This window comes from Pseudomonas sp. TUM22785, from assembly GCF_028198105.1.
Taxonomy (GTDB): domain Bacteria; phylum Pseudomonadota; class Gammaproteobacteria; order Pseudomonadales; family Pseudomonadaceae; genus Metapseudomonas; species Metapseudomonas solani.
On the sequence record NZ_CP116239.1, the window covers coordinates 558,226 to 579,553 of the forward strand.

At 66.1% G+C, this 21,328-nt stretch carries 17 protein-coding genes; 12 read left to right on the forward strand and 5 right to left on the reverse strand.

The features are described from left to right. Positions 1-95: 95 nt before the first annotated feature. Positions 96-1,385: a glycine-betaine demethylase subunit GbcA gene (gbcA, locus tag PI990_RS02610; RefSeq protein ID WP_021218149.1), complete on the reverse strand. Its 1,290-nt coding sequence runs from the start codon at positions 1,383-1,385 to the stop codon at positions 96-98. 349 nt (positions 1,386-1,734) lie between these two features. Between gbcA and gbcB the strand changes: the two genes are divergently transcribed. Further along, positions 1,735-2,838, forward strand: a complete 1,104-nt coding sequence (gene gbcB, locus PI990_RS02615) for a glycine-betaine demethylase subunit GbcB (RefSeq protein ID WP_043240720.1) — start codon at positions 1,735-1,737, stop codon at positions 2,836-2,838. 775 nt (positions 2,839-3,613) lie between these two features. Here gbcB and PI990_RS02620 read toward each other — a convergent pair. Then, complete coding sequence (locus PI990_RS02620; RefSeq protein WP_021218147.1) at positions 3,614-4,657, reverse strand: threonine aldolase family protein; 1,044 nt, start codon at positions 4,655-4,657, stop codon at positions 3,614-3,616. Positions 4,658-4,890: 233 nt separating this feature from the next. Here PI990_RS02620 and PI990_RS02625 point away from each other — a divergent pair, with 233 nt between their 5' ends. After that, the gene (locus PI990_RS02625; RefSeq protein ID WP_271659740.1) at positions 4,891-5,190 is read left to right on the forward strand and encodes a hypothetical protein; all 300 of its coding nucleotides are present in this window, start codon (positions 4,891-4,893) and stop codon (positions 5,188-5,190) included. 169 nt (positions 5,191-5,359) lie between these two features. Here PI990_RS02625 and PI990_RS02630 read toward each other — a convergent pair whose 3' ends face one another. Continuing rightward, positions 5,360-5,665, reverse strand: coding sequence for an NIPSNAP family protein (locus PI990_RS02630; RefSeq protein WP_021218145.1), 306 nt, complete (start codon positions 5,663-5,665; stop codon positions 5,360-5,362). Between the two features lie 507 nt (positions 5,666-6,172). Between PI990_RS02630 and glyA the strand changes: the two genes are divergently transcribed. From glyA to fdhA, 7 genes are all read left to right on the forward strand, one after another. Then, the gene (glyA, locus tag PI990_RS02635) at positions 6,173-7,426 is read left to right on the forward strand and encodes a serine hydroxymethyltransferase (RefSeq protein ID WP_271659741.1); all 1,254 of its coding nucleotides are present in this window, start codon (positions 6,173-6,175) and stop codon (positions 7,424-7,426) included. A gap of 15 nt (positions 7,427-7,441) precedes the next feature. After that, complete coding sequence (locus PI990_RS02640) at positions 7,442-8,692, forward strand: sarcosine oxidase subunit beta family protein (RefSeq protein ID WP_271659742.1); 1,251 nt, start codon at positions 7,442-7,444, stop codon at positions 8,690-8,692. 11 nt (positions 8,693-8,703) lie between these two features. Continuing rightward, on the forward strand, positions 8,704-9,030 hold the full coding sequence (locus PI990_RS02645; protein ID WP_271659743.1) for a sarcosine oxidase subunit delta: 327 nt from the start codon (positions 8,704-8,706) through the stop codon (positions 9,028-9,030). Beyond that, positions 9,027-12,047 carry a sarcosine oxidase subunit alpha gene (locus PI990_RS02650; protein ID WP_271659744.1) on the forward strand — a complete coding sequence of 1,007 codons (3,021 nt, stop codon included), beginning with the start codon at positions 9,027-9,029 and terminating at the stop codon, positions 12,045-12,047. The genes PI990_RS02645 and PI990_RS02650 overlap by 4 nt, the downstream gene beginning before the upstream one ends. Before the next feature lie 57 nt (positions 12,048-12,104). Then, positions 12,105-12,746 carry a sarcosine oxidase subunit gamma gene (locus PI990_RS02655; RefSeq protein ID WP_271659745.1) on the forward strand — a complete coding sequence of 214 codons (642 nt, stop codon included), beginning with the start codon at positions 12,105-12,107 and terminating at the stop codon, positions 12,744-12,746. Between the two features lie 155 nt (positions 12,747-12,901). Continuing rightward, positions 12,902-13,759 (forward strand): formyltetrahydrofolate deformylase, encoded by an 858-nt coding sequence (purU, locus tag PI990_RS02660; RefSeq protein ID WP_021217047.1) that lies wholly within the window; start codon positions 12,902-12,904, stop codon positions 13,757-13,759. A gap of 189 nt (positions 13,760-13,948) precedes the next feature. Further along, a complete protein-coding gene (gene fdhA / locus PI990_RS02665; protein ID WP_021217048.1) occupies positions 13,949-15,148 on the forward strand; it encodes a formaldehyde dehydrogenase, glutathione-independent in 1,200 nt (399 codons plus the stop codon). 237 nt (positions 15,149-15,385) lie between these two features. Here fdhA and betT read toward each other — a convergent pair whose 3' ends face one another. After that, entirely contained in the window at positions 15,386-17,344 is a 1,959-nt protein-coding gene (gene betT / locus PI990_RS02670; RefSeq protein WP_184488572.1) for a choline transporter BetT, read from the reverse strand. A 304-nt stretch (positions 17,345-17,648) separates the two neighbouring features. Next, positions 17,649-18,542 carry an acyltransferase gene (locus tag PI990_RS02675; RefSeq protein WP_271659746.1) on the reverse strand — a complete coding sequence of 298 codons (894 nt, stop codon included), beginning with the start codon at positions 18,540-18,542 and terminating at the stop codon, positions 17,649-17,651. A 164-nt stretch (positions 18,543-18,706) separates the two neighbouring features. On the opposite strand from PI990_RS02675, the gene PI990_RS02680 reads away from it, so the two are divergent. From PI990_RS02680 to creB, 3 genes are all read left to right on the forward strand, one after another. Beyond that, positions 18,707-19,963: an HD-GYP domain-containing protein gene (locus tag PI990_RS02680; protein WP_271659747.1), complete on the forward strand. Its 1,257-nt coding sequence runs from the start codon at positions 18,707-18,709 to the stop codon at positions 19,961-19,963. 61 nt (positions 19,964-20,024) lie between these two features. Then, a complete protein-coding gene (gene rloA2, locus PI990_RS02685; protein WP_271659748.1) occupies positions 20,025-20,543 on the forward strand; it encodes a retropepsin-like aspartic peptidase RloA2 in 519 nt (172 codons plus the stop codon). Positions 20,544-20,632: 89 nt separating this feature from the next. Next, on the forward strand, positions 20,633-21,328 hold the full coding sequence (creB, locus tag PI990_RS02690) for a two-component system response regulator CreB (RefSeq protein ID WP_021217053.1): 696 nt from the start codon (positions 20,633-20,635) through the stop codon (positions 21,326-21,328).

A 21,328-nucleotide genomic window follows, 5' to 3' on the forward strand; every position in this document is an offset into this window, starting at 1 on the left:
CTCAGTGTGTTGCCTCTCAGCGCCGGCCTTTGCGGCAGGCCAGGGCTGCGTAGAGGGTGAGCAGCAGGATGAACCCGAGGCTCAGGCTCATGGCCCTATTCGCCGACCTGGCGCAGGCGGGTAGCCGGGACGTCGCCCAGGTTGTTGAGCATCCGCTCGCTGTACCAGTCGAGGAAGTTGATCACGCCGAACTCGTAGGTCTTGGAGTAGGGGCCCGGCTGGTAGGCGGTGGAGTTGATGCCGCGCTGGTTTTCCTCGGCGAGGCGGCGGTCCTGGTCGTTGGTCGCGTCCCAGACTTCGCGCAGGCGCGCCACGTCGTAGTCCACGCCTTCCACCGCGTCCTTGTGCACCAGCCACTTGGTGGTGACCACGGTTTCCTGGGCGCTGATGGGCCACACGGTGAAGACGATCATGTGATCGCCCATGCAGTGGTTCCAGGAATGCGGCAGGTGGAGGATGCGCATGGAGCCCAGGTCCGGGTTCTGGATGCGGCCCATGAGTTTCTTGCTGCCCTGCTTGCCGTCCATGGTCATGGACACGGTGCCCTGCAGCAGCGGCATGCGCACGATGCGGTTGCGCAGGCCGAAGCTGGCGTGGGCATAGGGGATTTTCTCGGCATCCCAGGCAGTGGTACAGGCCGCCACCTGGTCCTTGAACGCCTGGCTGGCGCGGGGGTCGGTGACGTCGTCCCACTCCAGCAGGGTGTTGAGCAGTTCGGGGTGCGAGCCGTTGCAGTGGTAGCACTCGCGGTTGTTCTCGAGCACCAGCTTCCAGTTGGCCTTCTCCCGCAGCGTGGTCTGCACCGCGACCTTGGTGTTCTCCATGTCGTAAGGCTCCATGTAATGGGCCAGGGTGGAGAGGAAGTCGTCGATGGCCGGCGGGTTCTCGGCCAGGGAGATGAAGATGTAGCCGCCGGCGGTCTTCACCTTCACCGGCTTGAGGCTGTAGTCCTTGAGGTCGAAGTCGGCACCCATCTCGGTGCCGGCGAACAGCAGGCGCCCGTCCAGCTCATAGGTCCACTGGTGGTAGGGGCAGACCAGCTTGGCGACCTTGCCCTTTTCGCTGACACACAGGCGCGAGCCACGGTGGCGGCAGACGTTGTGGAAGGCATGCACCTGCCCTTCGGCGCCGCGCAGCACGATGACCGGGTTATCGCCGATCTGCAGGGTCAGGTAGTTGCCCTTGGCGGGGATCTCGCAGGTCATCCCGGCGATCAGCCACTCCTTGTGGAAGATCTCCTGCATGTCGATCTGGAACAGGCGCTCGTCGTTGTAGAAGGGTTGCGGCAGCGAGAAGCTGTGGTCGCGCTCGCGCAGCATCTCTGCGGTCGCCTTGCGCGCCGGTTCCAGCGGGTCGCCCAGACTCAGGGTGGAAGTGATATCCATCGTTGACTCCTCAATGGCGGGGCGCCCTGGGCGGCCGCCGCGAAATATGGCTTTCGGTCATGACGCAAGGCGGCTTCACCTCCCCTTCCGACGCTGCCGATAGCGCGCTGATAGAGGGGGGAATGTCGCTCGATTGCTTGTGTTCGGCTGGGGCTGAGTGTGGCGTCGGGGCCTGACCCGACCTTATCCATGGGCGACACGGCCACATCCGTTTCCGACTCCGCAGCCCTTGGTGCTGCTGGCAGGTCGCGATGAGCATGTGAATGTCGCAGCTAGGTAAGTGGGCGTTTTTTCGCTTACGCAGAATCCGCTTCATATGGGGCCGACGTCCGGCCGCGCGGAGATGCGTATGAGCAGCAACAGCTTCCTGAATCCGGTGACGACACAGACCTGGGCCAACGGCCGTCATCTGGTGCGCTGCGTAAAGGTCGTCCAGGAGACCTGGGACGTGCGCACCTTCTGCTTCATGGCCGACCAGCCCATGGTGTTCTTCTTCAAGCCGGGGCAGTTCGTGACCCTGGAGCTGGAGATCGACGGCCTGCCGATCATGCGCTCCTACACCATCTCCAGCTCGCCCTCGGTGCCCTACAGCTTCTCCATCACCATCAAGCGTGTGCCGGGCGGCAAGGTCTCCAACTGGCTGCACGACAACCTCAAGGAAGGCGACGTCATCCCGGTGCACGGCCCGGTGGGCCTGTTCAATGCCATCGACTTCCCCGCCGACAAGGTGCTCTACCTGTCCGGCGGCGTCGGCATCACCCCGGTGATGTCCATGGCACGCTGGTTCTTCGACACCAGTGCCAACGTCGACATGGTCTTCGTCCACAGCGCGCGCACGCCGAAGGACATCATCTACCACCGCGAGCTGCGCCACATGGCCTCGCGCATCAACAACTTCAAGCTGCACCTGGTCTGCGAGAAGTACGACATCGGCGAAACCTGGTCCGGCTACCGCGGCTACCTCAGCCAGCCGATGCTGCAGCTGATCGCCCCCGACTTCATGGAGCGCGAGATCTTCTGCTGCGGCCCTACGCCCTACATGAGCGCGATCAAGCGACTGCTGGAAGCCAATGGTTTCGACATGCGGCGCTACCACGAGGAAGCCTTCGGCCCCACGCCGCCGGAAATCCGCGAGGAAGTGAAGGAGCTGGCGGCCGAAGCAGCGGACGCGCCGCCCGTACCCGCAGCCGATCTGCATCAGGTGGACTTCACCAGCACCGGCAAGAGCATTCGCGTGGCGCCCGGTGAAACCGTGCACGCGGCGGCGGCCAAGCTCGGGCTGCATATTCCCAAGGCCTGCGGCATGGGCATCTGCGGCACTTGCAAGGTGATGAAGACCGCCGGTGAGGTGGAGATGGAGCACAACGGCGGCATCACCGACGAAGACGTCGCCGAGGGCTACATCCTGTCCTGCTGCAGCGTGCCCAAGGGCGACGTGGCCATCGACTACTGAGCAGAAAACGTACGATCCTCGCCAGGCCCCACCCTGCGGGGCTCCTGGCGCTCGGTGAACAGCTTGTCCACAGGCTGGTACAGCGAATCTGTGGGTTGTTCAGCTGGATGAAGGCCCCGCCCGGCAAGGGCTGCAGCGACTCTTCGAGGTGCACGGCGTGCTGGTTACGGATTGATCTAACGCCTGTATCCACCGCAGCCCGTGGCCTGCAAGGAGTTATGCACAGGCTGGTCACAGCTCCTTGCACAGCAGCTGTGCACAAGGTTGCTCCCAACCCCCTGAAATCGTTCGATAAATAGGCTGAAGTACGCATGCCTTGCGGGCTGGCGCCTGTAGCGAACGCCGCACAGCTTGTCCACAGAGGCATCCACTGCAGCAGGGGACAACCTGTTCTGCTCACTGCCTGCTGGGCACCGCTCGCAGAAACCCGGCTCCAGGCAACATGGGGCTTTCAGGGCTGATTAGAAAACGATCGATGGTCTGTAGGTCACGTGGTTATTGGCCTGCAGCATTCTATCCACAGCTTGCGTACAGAGTGCCGCACAGAAACTGTGTGCCGAATTTACATAACTGATTGAATTTGCTCACGAAGTGAGCGATTGCCCAGGGGCGCCGTACCGCCAGTGCCGTGGCGGTCGCTCTACAGCTTGTCCACAGGGTGATGCACCGGAATCGAGGATAAGCGCGCAGCGGGGGATATCTCCCCCGTGCTGTGCCTGGAGGTTCGCGCCGCCGGGGGAGGGGCGTCGGCCCGGAGATTCCGGGCCGGAGAGGATCAGGTATTGGCCATGGCCGCGCGGATATCGGCAGCGAGCTCGCGCACGCGCTCCTTCTCGGTGTCCCAGGAGCACATGAAGCGAGCGCCGCCGGCACCGATGAAGGTGTAGAAGCGCCAGTTGCGGGCGCGCAGGTAGTCCAGCGCCGGTTCCGACATCTGCAGGAACACGCCGTTGGCTTCCACCGGGAACATCAGGCTGACGCCCGGCACGTCCGCCACCAGCTCGGCCAGCAACTGGGCGCAGCTGTTGGCGTGGTTGGCGTAATGCAGCCAGGCGTCGTCCTGCAGCAGGCCTACCCAGGGGGCGGAGAGGAAGCGCATCTTCGAGGCCAGCTGGCCGGCCTGCTTGCAGCGGTAGTCGAAATCCTCGGCCAGTTCATGGTTGAAGAAGAGGATGGCCTCGCCCACCGCCATGCCGTTCTTGGTGCCGCCGAAGCACAGCACATCGACGCCGGCCTTCCAGGTCAGGTCCGCCGGGGAGCAGCCGAGGAAGGCGCAGGCATTGGAGAAGCGCGCGCCGTCCATGTGCAGGCGCAGGCCCAGTTCCTTGCACACGTCGCTGATGGCGCGAATCTCTTCCGGGCGGTAGAGAGTGCCTACTTCGGTGGCCTGGGTGAGGGTGACCACGCGCGGCTTTGGGTAGTGGATGTCCTGGCGCTTGAGGGCGATCTCGCGGACCGCCTCCGGGGTCATCTTGCCCTGCTCGGTGCGGGCCAGCAGCAGCTTGGACCCGTTGGAGAAGAACTCCGGCGCGCCGCACTCGTCGGTCTCGACGTGGGCGGTCTCGGAACAGATCACGCTGTGGTAGCTCTGGCACATCGAGGCCAGGGCCAGGGAGTTGGCGGCGGTGCCGTTGAAGGCGAAGAACACTTCGCAGTCGGTCTCGAATAGGCGGCGGAAATGGTCGGCGGCGCGGGCCGTCCACTGGTCGTCGCCGTAGGCGCGGTCGTGGCCGTGGTTGGCCTCGGCCATGGCGGCCCAGACTTCGGGGCAGATGCCCGAGTAGTTGTCGCTGGCGAATTGCTGGGTCTGGTCGGTCATCTCGGGTCCTTGGTCCGGTCGCCGCATGCCCCGGGCGGGGAGGGCGTATGGGAGCTAACTTTACGCCAGGATGGACGACGGAATATGGCTTCAGGCGACATCCTTTTTAGACCAGGCGCTGTTCCCGCTGCGGCCGTGCCCGCGCTGGGAGGAACTCACCGGGGCCTTTGCCGCTCACAACATAACCGTGCCTGCACGGGGACGGACCTTGCCATCAATGAGGAGTGACACCGATGCGCTATCCCTACCTGCTTGCTCTCGCCGCGCCGCTGTTGGTCAGCCTGTCGGCCAATGCCGCCGAATGGGCACCGGGCGAACGCGACCACTTCGTCAAGGAGTGCGCGGCGGGAGCCCAGGCCCAGGTCAGCCCGGACAAGCTGCAGAAGTACTGCGGTTGTGCGGCCGACAAGGTCAGTGCCGAGTTCAGCCAGGCCGAGCTGAACGAGCTGAAAGCCCAGAAGACGCCCCTGCCGAAAGCCACCCACGAGCGGCTGCTGAGCGTCACCAACCAGTGCCTCACCCAGCTGAACTGATCCGCCGGGCCCTCGGGGCCTGATCAGAAAAGAGCCAGGCGGCGCCATCCGGCGCCGTGCCTGGTGCCGCGCGTTCGCCGCACAGCTTATCCACAGGGTGGTCCACGGTCTTTGTGGGCGGATTGCTGCGTGGCGTAGCCCGGGCTTCAGCCCGGGAACGAGGCCGCGATCAGCTGAATACCGGGCGGAAGAAGCTGCGCTCGTAGCTGAGGATGCAGCGGGTTTCCTCGGCGTAGCCAAAGGCCGCGATGCATTCGGCGTCGGCCATGGAGCGGATGCGGTAGTCCTCGTAGAGCGCCAGGCTGGGGAAGCTGAACATCGCCAGGGCGACATTGTTGGCGCCTTCGGAAGGCAGGAAGTAGCCGTGGTGGGTGCCGCCGAACTTCTCCACCAGGGGAATCCAAAGTTTTCCGTAGTGTTCGAATTCGGCCAGTTTGTACGGATCGATGATGTAGCGCAGGTAGCAGGTGATCATGGAATCGCTCGTCCAGGCGCATGCGGAATGCTGCGGGGGCGTCGAAATTATCCACTGCCAGCGGGCCTGTCCAGGCATGTCGCTGTGGGCAATTCCGCCTGTGCCGGGCTGGTCGGTTCGCGTACAGCCGGCCAGGAGCACTGCCGTTGCTGGTCCTGGCGCATCCATTCACAGCTTGTCCACAGATCGTTGCACAGCTTCTGTGTGTAACGCTTTCGCTAACTGACTGATATCGCTCAAAAAACCGTCACTTCCCTGCAGGGCCCGACGCACCTGGCCGCTAGCCGGGGGTGTACAGCTTATCCACAGCTTGGTCCACGGAAACTGTGGGTGATCGACGCCCGTTGCGCGGATGTTCGATTGCGACCCTTTGCATGTCGCAAACGCATTCTCCCGTGGCGTCCGTAGGCATCTGGCAAGGCAGGCCGAGTCATACCATCGCTGCAAACGGGGAAACCCCCGTACCCAACGACAGGCGCCAACCGATGGCGCGGCAGGAGATCAGCGATGTTCAGCAAGCACGACCAGATCCAGGGCTACGACGACGAACTCTTCAGTGCGATGCAGGAAGAAGAACAGCGCCAGGAAGACCACATCGAGCTGATCGCCTCCGAGAACTACACCAGCCAGCGGGTGATGGAAGCCCAGGGCAGCGGCCTGACCAACAAGTACGCCGAGGGCTACCCGGGCAAGCGCTACTACGGTGGCTGCGAGTACGTCGACAAGGTGGAGCAGCTGGCCATCGACCGCGCCAAGGAGCTGTTCGGCGCCGACTACGCCAACGTCCAGCCGCACTCCGGTTCCTCCGCCAACTCCGCCGTCTACTTGGCCCTGCTCAATGCCGGCGACACCATCCTCGGCATGAGCCTGGCCCATGGCGGCCACCTGACCCACGGCGCCAAGGTGTCGTCCTCCGGCAAGCTGTACAACGCCGTGCAGTACGGCCTCGACACCCGCACCGGGCTGATCGACTACGACGAAGTCGAGCGCCTGGCCGTGGAACACAAGCCGAAGATGATCGTCGCCGGCTTCTCCGCCTATTCGAAGACCCTCGACTTCCCGCGCTTCCGCGCCATCGCCGACAAGGTCGGGGCGCTGCTGTTCGTCGACATGGCCCACGTCGCCGGCCTGGTCGCCGCCGGTCTCTACCCCAGCCCGCTGCCCTACGCCGACGTGGTCACCACCACCACCCACAAGACCCTGCGCGGCCCGCGCGGCGGCCTGATCCTCGCCCGCAAGAACGAGGAGATCGAGAAGAAGCTCAACTCCGCCGTATTCCCCGGTGCCCAGGGTGGCCCGCTGATGCACGTGATCGCCGGCAAGGCGGTGTGCTTCAAGGAAGCGCTGGAACCCGGCTTCAAGACCTACCAGGCGCAGGTGATCAAGAACGCCCAGGCGATGGCCGGGGTGTTCATCGAGCGCGGCTTCGACGTGGTCTCCGGCGGCACCGACAACCACCTGTTCCTGGTCAGCCTGATCAAGCAGGGCCTGACCGGCAAGGACGCCGACGCCGCCCTGGGCCGCGCCGGCATCACCGTGAACAAGAACGCCGTGCCCAACGACCCGCAATCGCCCTTCGTCACCTCCGGCGTGCGCATCGGCACCCCGGCCATCACCACCCGTGGCTTCAAGGAAGAGCAGAGCGTCGCGCTGGCCGGCTGGATCTGCGACATCCTCGACCACCTCGGTGACGCCGATGTCGAGGCCCAGGTCGCCAGGCAGGTGGCTGGCCTGTGCGCCGATTTCCCCGTGTACCGCTGATCCAGGAGCACGCGCATGCAACGTTATTCCGGCTTCGGCCTGTTCAAGCATTCCCTGAGCCACCACGAGAACTGGCAGCGCATGTGGCGCAACCCCACGCCCAAGCCGGTCTATGACGTGATCGTGGTCGGCGGCGGCGGTCATGGCCTGGCCACGGCCTACTACCTGGCTAAGGAATTCGGCGTGAAGAACGTCGCAGTGGTCGAGAAGGGCTGGCTGGGCGGCGGCAACACCGCGCGCAACACCACCATCGTCCGCTCCAACTACCTGTGGGACGAGTCGGCGCACCTCTACGAGCATGCGATGAAGCTCTGGGAGAACCTCTCCCAGGACCTCAACTACAACGTCATGTATTCCGCCCGTGGCGTCTACAACCTCTGCCACACCCTGCAGGACCTGCGCGACTCCGAGCGCCGCGTGAGCGCCAACCGCCTCAACGGCATCGATGGCGAGCTGCTGGACGCCAGGCAGGTGGCCGAGGAGATTCCCTACCTCGACTGCAGCAAGAACACCCGCTACCCGGTCCTCGGCTCCACCGTGCAGCGCCGTGGCGGCGTGGCCCGCCATGACGCCGTGGCCTGGGGCTATGCCCGCGCCGCCGACGCCCTGGGCGTCGACCTGCTGCAGAACACCGAGGTGATCGGCTTCCGCAAGCAGGATGGCGTGGTGATCGGTGTCGAGACCAACCGCGGCTTCATCGGCGCCAAGCGTGTCGGCGTGGTCACCGCCGGCAACTCCGGGCACATGGCCAAGCTCGCCGGCTTCCGCCTGCCGCTGGAATCCCACCCGCTGCAGGCGCTGGTGTCCGAACCGATCAAGCCGGTCATCCACAGCGTGATCATGTCCAACGCCGTGCACGGCTACATCAGCCAGTCCGACAAGGGCGACCTGGTGATCGGTGCCGGCATCGACGGCTACAACGGCTACGGCCAGCGCGGCTCCTACCCGACCATCGAACACACCCTGCAGGCCATCGTCGAGATGTTCCCGGTGCTCTCCCGCGTGCGCATGAACCGCCAGTGGGGCGGCATCGTCGACACCACCCCCGACGCCTGCCCGATCATCGCCAAGACGCCGGTGCAGAACCTGTTCTTCAACTGCGGCTGGGGCACCGGCGGCTTCAAGGCCACCCCCGGTTCCGGCCACGTGTTCGCGGCGAGCCTGGCCAAGGGCGAGATGCACCCGCTGGCCAAGCCCTTCTCCATCGAACGTTTCCACAACGGCGCACTGATCGACGAGCACGGCGCCGCTGCCGTGGCTCACTAAGGAGACCCGCCATGCTGCACATCTTCTGCCCCCACTGTGGCGAGTTGCGCTCCGAAGAGGAATTCCACGCCAAGGGCCAGGCGCACATCCCGCGCCCGCTGGACCCCAACGCCTGCACCGACGAGGAGTGGGGCGACTACATCTTCTTCCGCGACAACCCGCGCGGCATCCAACACGAGCTGTGGGTGCACGCGGCCGGCTGCCGCAAGTACTTCAACGTCACCCGCCACACCGTGACCTACGAAATCCTCGAGACCTACAAGGTCGGTGAACGCCCCGCCGTCACCGAAGCCGGGCCCCAGGAGAAGAAAGCCGTGGACCAAGGAGTAACGGCATGAGCCAGCCCAACCGTCTTTCCAAGGGTGGCCGCATCGACCGCGCCCAGCCCCTGACCTTCACCTTCAACGGGCAGAGCTACCAGGGCTACGCCGGCGACAGCCTGGCCGCCGCGCTGCTGGCCAACGGCGTCGACATCGTCGGCCGCAGCTTCAAGTATTCCCGCCCCCGCGGCATCGTCGCCGCCGGTGCCGAAGAGCCCAACGCCATCCTGCAGATCGGCTCCAGCCCCGCCACCCAGGTGCCCAACGTGCGCGCCACCCAGCAGGCTCTCTACGCCGGGCTGGTGGCCGGAAGCACCAACGGCTGGCCGAGTGTCAACACCGACCTGATGGGCATCCTCGGCAAGGTCGGCGGGCAGATGATGCCGCCCGGGTTCTACTACAAGACCTTCATGTACCCGCAGAACCTCTGGCTGACCTACGAGAAGTACATCCGCAAGGCCGCCGGCCTCGGCCGCGCGCCGACCGAGAACGATCCGGACATCTACGACCACATGAACCAGCACTGCGACGTGCTGGTGGTGGGCGCCGGCCCCGCCGGCCTTGCCGCTGCACTGGCCGCCGGCCGCAGTGGCGCGCGGGTGATCCTCGCTGATGAACAGGAAGAGTTCGGCGGCAGCCTTCTGGACACCCGCGAAACCCTGGACGGCAAGCCCGCCGCCGAGTGGGTGGCCCAGGTCATCGCCGAGCTGGAAAAACTGCCGGAAGTGACCCTGCTGCCCCGCGCCACGGTCAACGGCTACCACGACCACAACTTCCTCACCATCCACCAGCGCCTCACCGACCACCTCGGCGAGACCGCGCCCATGGGCCAGGCCCGCCATCGCGTGCACCGCGTCCGTGCCAAGCGCGTGGTGCTGGCCGCCGGCGCCCACGAGCGCCCGCTGGTGTACGCCAACAATGACGTGCCGGGCAACATGCTCGCCGGCGCCGTCTCCACCTACGTGCGCCGCTACGGCGTGGCACCCGGCAAGGAGCTGGTGCTGTCCACCAACAACGATTACGCCTACCGCCTGGTGCTGGACTGGCTCGACGCCGGCCAGAAGGTGGTGGCCGTGGCCGACGCCCGCAGCAACCCGCGCGGCGCCTGGGTCGAAGAGGCCCGTGCCCGTGGCGTGCGCATCCTCACCGGCAGCGCCGTGGTCGAGGCCCGTGGCGGCAAGCGCGTCAGCGGTGCGCGCATCTGCGCCATCGACACCCGTGCGCACAAGGTCACCAGCCCCGGTGAAGTGGTGGACTGCGACCTGATCGCCACCTCCGGCGGCTACAGCCCGGTGGTGCACCTGGCTTCGCACCTGGGTGGCAAGCCCACCTGGCGTGAAGACATCCTGGCCTTCGTACCGGGCGAGGGCGGCTTCCAGAAACGTATCTGCGCCGGCGCCGTCAATGGCGTGTTCGCCCTCGGCGACACCCTGGCCGACGGCTTCGAGGCCGGTGCCAAGGCCGCTGCCGAAGCGGGCTTCAAGGAAGTCAGCCGCAGCCTGCCGAAGGCCGAGAAGCGCCATGAGGAAGCCACCCTGGCGCTGTTCCAGGTGCCCCACGACAAATCCACCGCCCGTGCGCCGAAGCAGTTCGTCGACCTGCAGAACGACGTCACCTCCGCCGGTATCGAGCTGGCCACCCGCGAGGGCTTCGAGTCGGTCGAGCACGTCAAGCGCTACACCGCGCTGGGCTTCGGCACCGACCAGGGCAAGCTGGGCAACATCAATGGCCTGGCCATCGCCGCCCGTTCGCTGGGCATCAGCATCCCGGAAATGGGCACCACCATGTTCCGCCCGAACTACACCCCCGTGGCTTTCGGCGCCGTCGCCGGCCGCCACTGCGGGCACCTGTTCGAGCCCAAGCGCTACACCGCCATGCAGCGCTGGCACCTGGCCAATGGCGCCGAGTTCGAGGACGTCGGCCAGTGGAAGCGCCCCTGGTACTTCCCGAAGAACGGCGAGGACCTGCACGCCGCCGTGGCCCGCGAGTGCAAGGCCGTGCGTGACAGCGTGGGTATCCTCGATGCCTCCACCCTGGGCAAGATCGACATCCAGGGCCCGGACGCCCGCGAGTTCCTCAACCGCGTCTACACCAACGCCTGGACCAAGCTGGACGTGGGCAAGGCCCGCTACGGCCTGATGTGCAAGGAAGACGGCATGGTGATGGACGACGGCGTGACCGCCTGCCTCGCCGACAACCACTTCCTGATGACCACCACCACCGGCGGCGCCGCGCGCATCTTCGAGTGGCTGGAGATCTACCACCAGACCGAATGGCCGGAGCTCAAGGTGTACTTCACCTCGGTCACCGACCACTGGGCCACCATGACCCTGTCCGGCCCCAACAGCCGCAAGCTGCTGGCCGAGGTCACCGACATCGACCTGGACAAGGACGCCTTCCCCTTCATGAGCTGGAAGGAAGGCCTGGTCGGCGGCGTGCCGGCGCGGGTGTTCCGCATCTCCTTCACCGGCGAGCTGTCCTACGAGATCAACGTCCAGGCCGACTACGCCGCTGGCGTCTGGGAAAAGCTCATCGCGGCCGGCAAGCAATACAACCTGACCCCCTACGGCACCGAGACCATGCACGTGCTGCGGGCCGAGAAGGGTTTCATCATCGTCGGCCAGGACACCGACGGCTCGGTCACCCCGGACGACCTCGACATGGGCTGGGCCGTCGGCCGCAACAAGCCCTTCTCCTGGATCGGCTGGCGCGGCATGAACCGCGAGGACTGCGTGCGCGAAGATCGCAAGCAGCTGGTAGGCCTCAAACCCCTGGACCCGAACAAGGTTCTGCCGGAAGGCTCGCAGCTGGTGTTCGACCCGAAACAGTCGATCCCCATGACCATGGTCGGCCACGTCACCTCCAGCTATATGAGCGCGGCCATGGGCTATTCCTTCGCCCTCGCCGTGGTGCGCGGCGGTCTCAAGCGCATGGGCGAGAAGGTCTTCGCCCCGCTGGCGGACGGCAGCGTGATCGAGGCGGAGATCGTCAGCTCGGTGTTCTACGACCCGAAAGGGGAGCGCCAGAATGTGTAAGCAGCAGGCCGAGACCATGGAATTCGACGGTGCCGGCGTGCACCAGGCAGGTGAGAAATGAGCGCAGTGAACGTGTACAAGCAGCGTCCGGATGAACTGGCCGGCGAATCGCCGCTGTTCCACGCCGGGCTCGATGAGCTGGCCGGCAAGGGCGCCCTGGGCAAGTCCGGCGCCGCCGGCGTGACCCTGCGCGAGAAGCAGCTGCTGGGCCACCTGGTGCTGCGTGGCGATGCCCGCGACCCGGCTTTCGCCGGTGGCGTGCACAAGGCCCTGGGCCTGGAACTGCCGGTGGCGCTGACCCTGGTGGCCAGCGGCGAGACCTCGCTGCAGTGGCTGTCGCCGGACGAGTGGCTGCTGATCCTGCCCCGTGGCGAGGAGTTCGCCGCCGAGCAGCGCCTGCGCGCTGCCCTGGAAGGGCTGCATCACGCGGTGATCAACGTCAGCGGCGGGCAGACCCTGCTGGAGCTGAGCGGGCCGAAGGTGCGCGAGGTGCTGATGAAGTCCACGCCCTACGACGTGCACCCGAGCAACTTCCCGGTGGGCAAGGCGGTGGGCACCACCTTCGCCAAGTCGCAACTGGTGATCCGCCACACCGGCGAGGACACCTGGGAACTGCTGATCCGCCGCAGCTTCTCCGACTACTTCTGGCTCTGGCTGCAGGACGCCAGCGCCGAGTACGGGCTGGCGATCAAGGCTTGAGATGTAGGGTGGACGACGCTCTTTTCGTCCACCGCAGGACAGCCAGGGTGGGTGAAGCGTCATCCACCTTGCGCCTGCATCCGTAGGTTGGTGCCGAGCGCAGCGAGGCCCAACGTGGCCCGTACCAACCTGCCGCCGTACCCGAGGAGATCGACATGAGCCGCACCCCCGATACCTGGATCCTCACCGCCCATTGCCCCAGCGTGCTGGGCACCGTGGACGCGGTGACGCGCTTCCTCTACGAACAGCGCTGCTACGTCACCGAGCACCACTCCTTCGACGACCGGCTCTCCGCGCGCTTCTTCATCCGCATCGAGTTCCGCCAGCCCGACGGCTTCGAGGAGCAGGCCTTCCGTGCCGCCCTGGCCGAGCACGTGGCGCCCTTCGACATGCAGATCGAGCTGACCCCGCCCAGCTACCGCGCCAAGGTGGTGCTGATGGTCAGCAAGGCCGACCACTGTCTCAACGACCTGCTCTACCGCCAGCGCATCGGCCAGCTGGCCATGGACGTGGTCGCGGTGGTGTCCAACCACCCGGACCTGGAACCCCTGGCCCGCTGGCACGGGATTCCCTACCACCACTTCCCCCTCGACCCCAACGACAAGCCCGCCCAGGAGCGGCGCGTGTTGCAGGTGATCGAGGACACCGGCGCCGAATTGGTGGTCCTCGCCCGCTACATGCAGGTGCTGTCCCCCGAGCTGTGCCGGCGCCTGGACGGCTGGGCGATCAACATCCACCACTCGCTGCTGCCCGGCTTCAAGGGCGCCAAGCCCTACCACCAGGCGTACCAGAAGGGCGTCAAGCTGGTGGGGGCCACCGCCCACTACATCAACAACGACCTCGACGAGGGGCCGATCATCGCCCAAGGCGTGGAGCCGGTGGACCACGCCCACTACCCCGAGGACCTGATCGCCAAGGGCCGCGATATCGAATGCCTGACCCTGGCCAAGGCCGTGGGCCTGCACATCGAGCGCCGGGTGTTCCTCAACGCCAACCGCACCGTGGTGCTCTGACCTGAACAGACGTAGCCCGGGCTTCAGCCCGGGAGCGCGCCAGACCCCGGACTGAGGTCCGGCTACAGCTTTTGGCAGCCGCCCTGCCAGGTCCACCCGGCGGCTCCGGCAACAGACACACGCTCCAGTACAAGGCCGCGTGGCCCCAGGCCGCGCCTTTGTATCCACAACAACAAAGGAGATTCATGCATGTCTGGTAATCGTGGTGTTGTTTATCTCGGCGCGGGCAAGGTCGAGGTGCAGAAGATCGACTATCCCAAGATGCAGGACCCGCGCGGTCGCAAGATCGAGCACGGGGTCATCCTGCGCGTGGTATCCACCAACATCTGTGGCTCGGACCAGCACATGGTGCGCGGCCGTACCACCGCCCAGGTCGGCCTGGTGCTCGGCCACGAGATCACCGGCGAGGTGATCGAGAAGGGCAGCGACGTCGAGAACCTGAAGATCGGTGACCTGGTTTCCGTGCCCTTCAACGTCGCCTGCGGTCGCTGCCGCTCCTGCAAGGAACAGCACACCGGCGTCTGCCTCACCGTCAACCCGGCCCGTGCCGGCGGCGCTTACGGCTATGTCGACATGGGTGACTGGACCGGTGGCCAGGCCGAGTACGTGCTGGTGCCCTACGCCGACTTCAACCTGCTGAAACTGCCGGACCGCGACAAGGCCATGGAGAAGATCCGCGACCTGACCTGCCTCTCCGACATCCTGCCCACCGGCTACCACGGCGCGGTCACCGCTGGCGTCGGCCCGGGCTCCACCGTGTACATCGCCGGTGCCGGCCCCGTCGGCCTCGCCGCTGCCGCCTCCGCGCGCTTGCTGGGCGCCGCGGTGGTGATAGTCGGCGACGTCAACCCGGTGCGCCTGGCCCACGCCAAGGCCCAGGGCTTCGAGATCGCGGACCTGTCCAAGGACACCCCGCTGCACGAGCAGATCGCCGCCCTGCTGGGCGAGCCGGAAGTGGACTGCGCCGTCGACGCCGTGGGCTTCGAAGCGCGCGGCCACGGCCATGCCGGTGCCCAGCACGAAGCGCCGGCCACGGTGCTCAACTCGCTGATGGGGGTGGTGCGGGTCGCCGGCAAGATCGGCATCCCCGGCCTCTACGTCACCGAAGACCCGGGCGCGGTGGACGCGGCCGCCAAGATCGGCAGCCTGAGCATCCGCTTCGGCCTCGGCTGGGCCAAGTCCCACAGCTTCCACACCGGCCAGACCCCGGTGATGAAGTACAACCGCCAGCTCATGCAGGCCATCATGTGGGACCGCATCAACATCGCCGAAGTGGTCGGTGTACAGGTCATCGGCCTGGATGAGGCGCCCCGTGGCTACGGCGAGTTCGACGCCGGCGTGCCGAAGAAATTCGTCATCGACCCGCACAAGCTGTTCAGCGCCGCCTGACCCACCCGCAAACCCCCGGTACCGCGTCTGCTACGTTGCGGTACCTGTTTCGAGGAGCCCTTGGGCTCCTCTTTTTTATGGGTGAAGGCATGTCGGGTTTCACCCGTCCTACTACGGCCCGGAGCTTGCTGTAGGACGTAGGATGGGTAGAGCGAAGCGAAACCCATCACCTCGGAGCGATGGGTTTCGCGGGGCTCTACCCATCCTACGGACTGCTCCGTAGCCCGGGCACCCTAGCTAACGCACCAGGTGCAGGAACTGCAGGTGCCGTTCGTACTGGTCGAGCATGTCGTTGATGATCTGCTCGCGGCTGTAGCCCACCAGGTCGTAGTCCTGGCTGCCTTCGGCCAGGTGCACCTCGGCGCGGTAGTAGCGGCGGTTGCGCAGGTTGCGCGCGTCCAGCCCGGCGACGGCGAAGGAGGGCGTGAAGTAGCCGCGCATTACCACCCGGTAGAGGAAGGGCGTTTCCTCGCCGTGGCCGACCTCCAGGCTGAGGCTGGCGTTGGCCGGGTCCAGCTCGGTCTCCACCCGCAGCGATTTTTCGCGGAACTGCTCCGCCACCGCTTCCATGGCCGGGCGCACCTCCTGCTCCATGAAGCGGTACACCTCGTCCCGCGAGGGGAAGTGCACGGCCTGGCTGAGGCGCTGGCGCCAGCCGCCCTTGCGTGGCCGCTGGTCCAGCGGCGCCAGGGAATGCAGGCGCGCGCGCTGGCGCTGGGATTCCAGGTAGAAGGCCTTGTGCAGGCCCCACATCATCAGCAGCAGGATCAGCGAGAAGGGCAGGGAGGTGAGCACCACCGCCGACTTCAGCGCGTCGATGCTGCCGGCGAACAGCAGCCCGCTGGTGATCAGCGCGGTCATCGCGCCCCAGAACACCCGCAGCCACTTGGGCCCGTCCTCGCCTTCCTCGCCACCGCGTGCGGAGAGGGTCGAGAGCACCACGGTGCCGGAGTCGGCAGAGGTGACGAAGAACACGAAGCTGACGAACACCGTCACGGCGATCACCGTGCGGCTCCAGGGGTAGGTTTCCAGCAGGCGGTAGATGACCATCGACGGGTCTTCGATGGCGCCGACCGCCAGTTCGGTCATGCCGTGGTTGAGCACCAGCTCCAGGGCGCTGTTGCCGAAGATCGACATCCACGCCAGGGTGAAGCCGAGGGGGATGAACAGCACGCCGAAAACGAATTCGCGGATGGTGCGCCCGCGCGAGATGCGCGCGATGAACAGGCCGACGAAGGGCGCCCAGGCGATCCACCAGGCCCAGTAGAACACCGTCCAGTCGCCCAGCCAGCCGGAGGGGCTGTTCCACGCGTAGAGGTCGAAACTCTTGGCCGGCACGGCGCTGAGGTAGTCGCCGACGTTCTGCACCAGCATGTTCAGCAGGTGCTGGGTGGGCCCGGCGAAGAGCACGAACAGCAACAGCGAACAGGCCAGCAGCATGTTGACGTCGGACATCACCCGCACGCCCTTTTCCACGCCGCTCACCGCCACCAGCACCGCGGCGCCCATCATCAGGGCGATCAGCAGCACCTGCACCCACTGGTTGTGGGGGATGCCGAACAGGTAGTCGAGGCCGGCGTTCAGGTGCAGCACGCCGAAGCCCATGTCCGCGCCCAGGCCGAACACCGTGGCGATGATGCCGAAGGCGTCCACCGTGTAGCCGATGGGGCCGTTGATGCGCTTGCCGATCAGCGGGTAGAGCGCCGAGCGCAGGGCCAGCGGCAGGTTGTGGCGGTAGGCGAAGTAGGCCAGGGCCATGGCCACCAGGGCGAACACGCCCCAGCCGTGCAGGCCCCAGTGCAGGAACAGCAGCTGCATCGCCTGGCGCGCCGCCTCGGGCCCGCCGGCTTCGCCCTGGGGCGGCTGCAGCAGGTGGGTCAGCGGCTCGGAGACGCAGAAGAAGAACAGGGTGATGCTGATGCCGGCGGCGAACAGCATGCCGGCCCAGGACAGGTAGCTGAATTCCGGCTCGTCGTGGTCGGCGCCGAGCTTGATCTTGCCGTAGCCGGACAGCGCGGTGACCACCACGAACACCAGGTACAGGGTCATGGCCAGCAGGTAGTACCAGCCCACGCTGTTGGCGGCCCAGGCCTGGGCCTGCAGCAACCAGGCGCCGGCCTGCTCGGTGAAGATCGCGACCACCAGGCCGAAGATCAGGACGAAGCCCGCCGATCCCAGCAGGACGGGCGTGTTCATGCGCAGCGGCAGGCTACCGGGGGGATTGGGCACGCTCATGATCGGGCGGCCTCTTGGCGGAAGGGGGAGGGGGTCGACAAGAAATACTCCTTTGACGCAGGTTCAGGCACGCGCCTGATGAGAAACGGAAGAGGGCGTCGAGGTTCCTTTTAAATTGATCGAGCGTTCAATATAAACACGGCAAGCGTCTTTTCGGCCAATTCCCACACCCTGCCGCGCAGGGCTTCGCCGCCCCCTGAGCCAGAGCTCAAGGGGGCTGCGCCGTTTCGTCGGAAAATGCTGAGGGAGGGCGCGGGTGGCGGGCTCAGCCCTGCAGTTCATCGCGCAGCTGTTCGATGCGCGCGTCCTTCTCGGCCCAGAGGCGGGTCACCCAGTCCTGGATGTGCTGGCGGAATTGCGGGTCGTTCTCATAGTCGCCCTGCCACAGCGAGGGGTCGATGTCGCGGGTCTGGATGTCGACGATCACCTTGGGCACCTGGCCGGACACCAGCGCCCAGAAGCCGGGCACCTGCTTGCCGGGGTAGATCAGGGTGACGTCGAGCATGGCGTCGAGCTGTTCGCCCAGGGCGGCGAGCACGAAGGCCACGCCGCCGGCCTTGGGCTTGAGCAGGTGGCGGTAGGGCGAGCCCTGCTGCGCCTGCTTGGCCGGGGTGAAGCGCGTGCCTTCGAGGTAGTTCACCACCGTCACCGGCAAGCGCTTGAACTTCTCGCAGGCGGCCTTGGTGATCTCCAGGTCCTTGCCCTTCATCTCCGGGTGCTTGTCGAGGAAGGCCTTGGAGTAGCGCTTCATGAAGGGGTAATCCAGCGCCCAGAAGGCCAGGCCGATGAAGGGCACCCAGATCAGCTCCTTCTTGAGGAAGAACTTGAAGTAGGGCGTCTTGCGGTTGAAGGCCTGCACCAGGGCGGGGATGTCCACCCAGGACTGGTGGTTGGACACCACCAGGTAGGAGGTATCGCTGCGCAGGCCGTCGCCGCCGCGGATGTCCCAGACGGTGGGGGTGAGCAGGGCGAAGATGCGCTTGTCGTTCTCGGCCCAGGCTTCGGCGATCCACATCACCGCGCGGGAGCAGGCGTCCTTGAGGGCCTGCCCGGGCAGGATCAGTTTCAGCAGCGCGATCAGCAGCATGGGGCCGATCAGCACCAGGGTGTTGATCAGGATGAGCAGGATGGTGGTGATACCGGTCAGCAGCGCCCGCATAGGTCCTTGGCTCCTTGGCCTGTGGGTGGCGTTGCCATGATACGCAGTGGGCTTCGCTTGCCAAGACGTGACGGGGTGCGAAAGTCCATCGCGGGTAGCTGTCCTGGCAGCTGGCCGTCAGGCATGATGGAGCTGCATTCGCGTATGTCCATCGAGTAGTTATCGTGCTCAAGAAGATCGCCGTGTCCGACCTGCGCCTGGGCATGTACGTCCAGGAATTATGCGGTTCATGGATGGACCACCCCTTCTGGAAGAGCAGCTTCCTGCTGAAATCCGAAAAGGACCTCGCCCGCATCCTCGACAGTGCCGTCACCGAGGTGTGGATAGACGCGTCCAAAGGCCTGGACATCGATTCGGGCTCCGCCAATGGCGGCAGCACCGCCGAGCAGGTGCAGCAGGAAGCCGAAGCGCGCCTGCTGGAGGCCGCCAAGGCGCCGCCGGTGGTGGTCAGCCCGGCGAGCATGGAGGAAGAACTGTCCCGCGCGGTGCAGCTCTGTGCCCGCTCCCGCGAGGCGGTGATGGAGATGTTCAGCGACGCCCGCCTCGGCCACGCCATCGAGCTGGGCCACGCCGCCGAGCTGGTGGAATCCATCACCAACTCGGTACTGCGCCACCCCAATGCGTTGATCAGCCTGGCGCGGCTCAAGCGTTCCGACGAATACACCTACATGCACTCGGTGGCCGTCTGCGCGCTGATGATCGCCCTGGCGCGCCAACTGCAGCTCAGCGAAGCCCTGGTGCGCGAGGCGGGCCTGGCCGGCCTGCTCCACGACATCGGCAAGATGGCCGTGCCGCTGGAGTTGCTGAACAAGCCCGGCGCCCTCACCGACGCCGAGTTCGCCACGGTGCGCCACCATCCGGAGGCCGGCGCGCGCATGCTTATCGACAGCCGTCAGGTCAGCGCATTGGTGCTGGACGTCTGCCTGCACCACCACGAGAAATTTGACGGCAGCGGCTACCCGCACCGCCTCGGCGGCGAGCAGATCAGCCTGCTGGCGCGCATGGGCGCGGTGTGCGACGTGTACGACGCCATCACCTCCGACCGCCCCTACAAGAAGGGCTGGGCGCCGGCCGAGGCCCTGCACAAGATGGCCGAATGGACCAAGGGGCACTTCGATCCCCAGGTGTTCCAGGCCTTCGTCAAGACCGTGGGCATCTACCCCACCGGTTCCCTGGTGCGTCTGGAAAGCGGTCGCCTCGGCGTGGTGATCGACCAGAATGCCCGCTCCCTGCTGCTGCCGCGGGTCAAGGTGTTCTTCTCGGCGCGCTCCAAGGTGCCGATCCCCCAGGAGATCATCGATCTGGCGACCCTCGATGGGCGCGACCGCATCATCGGTCGCGAAGCCCCGGAGGACTGGGGCTTCCGCAACCTCGACGCTCTCTGGGGCGGCGAACGCCTGCCACCCGCCAAGGCGAAGTGACGCGAACGAATGGGCGGCCATCCAGTCCTACTCCCTGCACCCTGATCCCGAGGACAACCCGTTGAAACGCTTCCTAGCCCTGCTGACCCTGGTCACCCTGCCGGCTTTCGCCGCCGAGGACCCCGAGCTCTATGGTCGCTACGAATACATCCGCCTGCCGGAGATCGGCCAGACCCTCAAGGCCAAGATGGACACCGGCGCCCTGACCGCCTCGCTGTCGGCCAAGGACATCGAGCGCTTCAAGCGTGACGGCGAGGACTGGGTACGCTTCCGTCTGGCCACCAAGGACGCCGACGACACCCTCTACGAGCACCGCCTGGCGCGCATCAGCAAGATCAAGACGCGCTCCGAGGAAGCCGGCGACGACGAGGACGACGAGCGTGAAAAGGCCGATCCGACCCATCGCCCGGTGATCGAGATGGAAATGTGCCTGGGCGACACCAAGCGCACCGTCGAGGTGAATCTCACCGACCGCAGCAGCTTCAACTACCCGCTGCTGATCGGCGCCAAGGCCCTGCGCGAGTTCCGCGCCGCCATCTACCCCGGGCGCAAGTTCACCGCCGGCAAGCCCCAGTGCTGAGCCACGGCTGAGCCGAGGGCCTCGGCGGGATTGACGCCGCTCGAGGCCTGCGGCACCGTGCCGGCTATTTCCCCGCCTGCACGGACGCCATGCCCACTATCCTGATTGTCGAAGACGAAGCGGCCATCGCCGACACCCTGGTCTATGCCCTGCAGGCTGACGGTTTCGAGGTCACCTGGCTGAGCCTGGCCAGCGAGGCGCTGGAACTGCTGGCCCGTGACCCGTTCGACCTGGTCATCCTCGATGTCGGCCTGCCCGATATCAGCGGCTTCGAAGCCTGCAAGCGGTTGCGGCGCTTCTCCGAGGTGCCGGTGATCTTCCTTACCGCCCGGGATGCCGAGATCGACCGCGTGGTGGGCCTGGAAATCGGTGCCGACGACTACGTGGTCAAGCCCTTCAGCCCCCGCGAGGTGGCCGCTCGGGTGCGCGCCATCCTCAAGCGCACCGCGCCCCGGGAGGCCGCGCGGGCCAGCGTGCCCGCCCCGGCGGCCGAAGGCGCCTTCGTGGTGGATGCGGAGCGTGTGCGCATTCATTACCTGGGCCAGTTGCTCAGCCTCACCCGCCACGAATTCCGCCTGCTGCAGACGCTGCTGGCCCAGCCCGAGCGGGTGTTCAGCCGCGAGCAGTTGCTGGATTCGGTGGGCGTCGCCAGCGATGCCGGCTACGAGCGCAGCATCGACAGCCACATCAAGAGCCTGCGCGCCAAGTTGCGCCAGGTGAACGCCGAGGCCGAGCCGATCCAGACTCACCGCGGGCTCGGCTACAGCTACGACCCCAACGCCTGA

What these genes read in the sequence shown, in the direction of transcription:
- PI990_RS02640 (WP_271659742.1), top strand. Translation starts at nt 7,442, where the DNA reads ATGCAACGTTATTCCGGCTTCGGCCTGTTCAAGCATTCCCTGAGCCAC.
- fdhA (WP_021217048.1), top strand. Translation starts at nt 13,949, where the DNA reads ATGTCTGGTAATCGTGGTGTTGTTTATCTCGGCGCGGGCAAGGTCGAG.
- PI990_RS02630 (WP_021218145.1), bottom strand. Translation starts at nt 5,665, where the DNA reads ATGATCACCTGCTACCTGCGCTACATCATCGATCCGTACAAACTGGCC.
- PI990_RS02675 (WP_271659746.1), bottom strand. Translation starts at nt 18,542, where the DNA reads ATGCGGGCGCTGCTGACCGGTATCACCACCATCCTGCTCATCCTGATC.
- PI990_RS02625 (WP_271659740.1), top strand. Translation starts at nt 4,891, where the DNA reads ATGCGCTATCCCTACCTGCTTGCTCTCGCCGCGCCGCTGTTGGTCAGC.
- PI990_RS02650 (WP_271659744.1), top strand. Translation starts at nt 9,027, where the DNA reads ATGAGCCAGCCCAACCGTCTTTCCAAGGGTGGCCGCATCGACCGCGCC.
- glyA (WP_271659741.1), top strand. Translation starts at nt 6,173, where the DNA reads ATGTTCAGCAAGCACGACCAGATCCAGGGCTACGACGACGAACTCTTC.
- betT (WP_184488572.1), bottom strand. Translation starts at nt 17,344, where the DNA reads ATGAACACGCCCGTCCTGCTGGGATCGGCGGGCTTCGTCCTGATCTTC.
- PI990_RS02655 (WP_271659745.1), top strand. Translation starts at nt 12,105, where the DNA reads ATGAGCGCAGTGAACGTGTACAAGCAGCGTCCGGATGAACTGGCCGGC.
- purU (WP_021217047.1), top strand. Translation starts at nt 12,902, where the DNA reads ATGAGCCGCACCCCCGATACCTGGATCCTCACCGCCCATTGCCCCAGC.
- PI990_RS02620 (WP_021218147.1), bottom strand. Translation starts at nt 4,657, where the DNA reads ATGACCGACCAGACCCAGCAATTCGCCAGCGACAACTACTCGGGCATC.
- creB (WP_021217053.1), top strand. Translation starts at nt 20,633, where the DNA reads ATGCCCACTATCCTGATTGTCGAAGACGAAGCGGCCATCGCCGACACC.
- PI990_RS02645 (WP_271659743.1), top strand. Translation starts at nt 8,704, where the DNA reads ATGCTGCACATCTTCTGCCCCCACTGTGGCGAGTTGCGCTCCGAAGAG.
- gbcA (WP_021218149.1), bottom strand. Translation starts at nt 1,385, where the DNA reads ATGGATATCACTTCCACCCTGAGTCTGGGCGACCCGCTGGAACCGGCG.
- gbcB (WP_043240720.1), top strand. Translation starts at nt 1,735, where the DNA reads ATGAGCAGCAACAGCTTCCTGAATCCGGTGACGACACAGACCTGGGCC.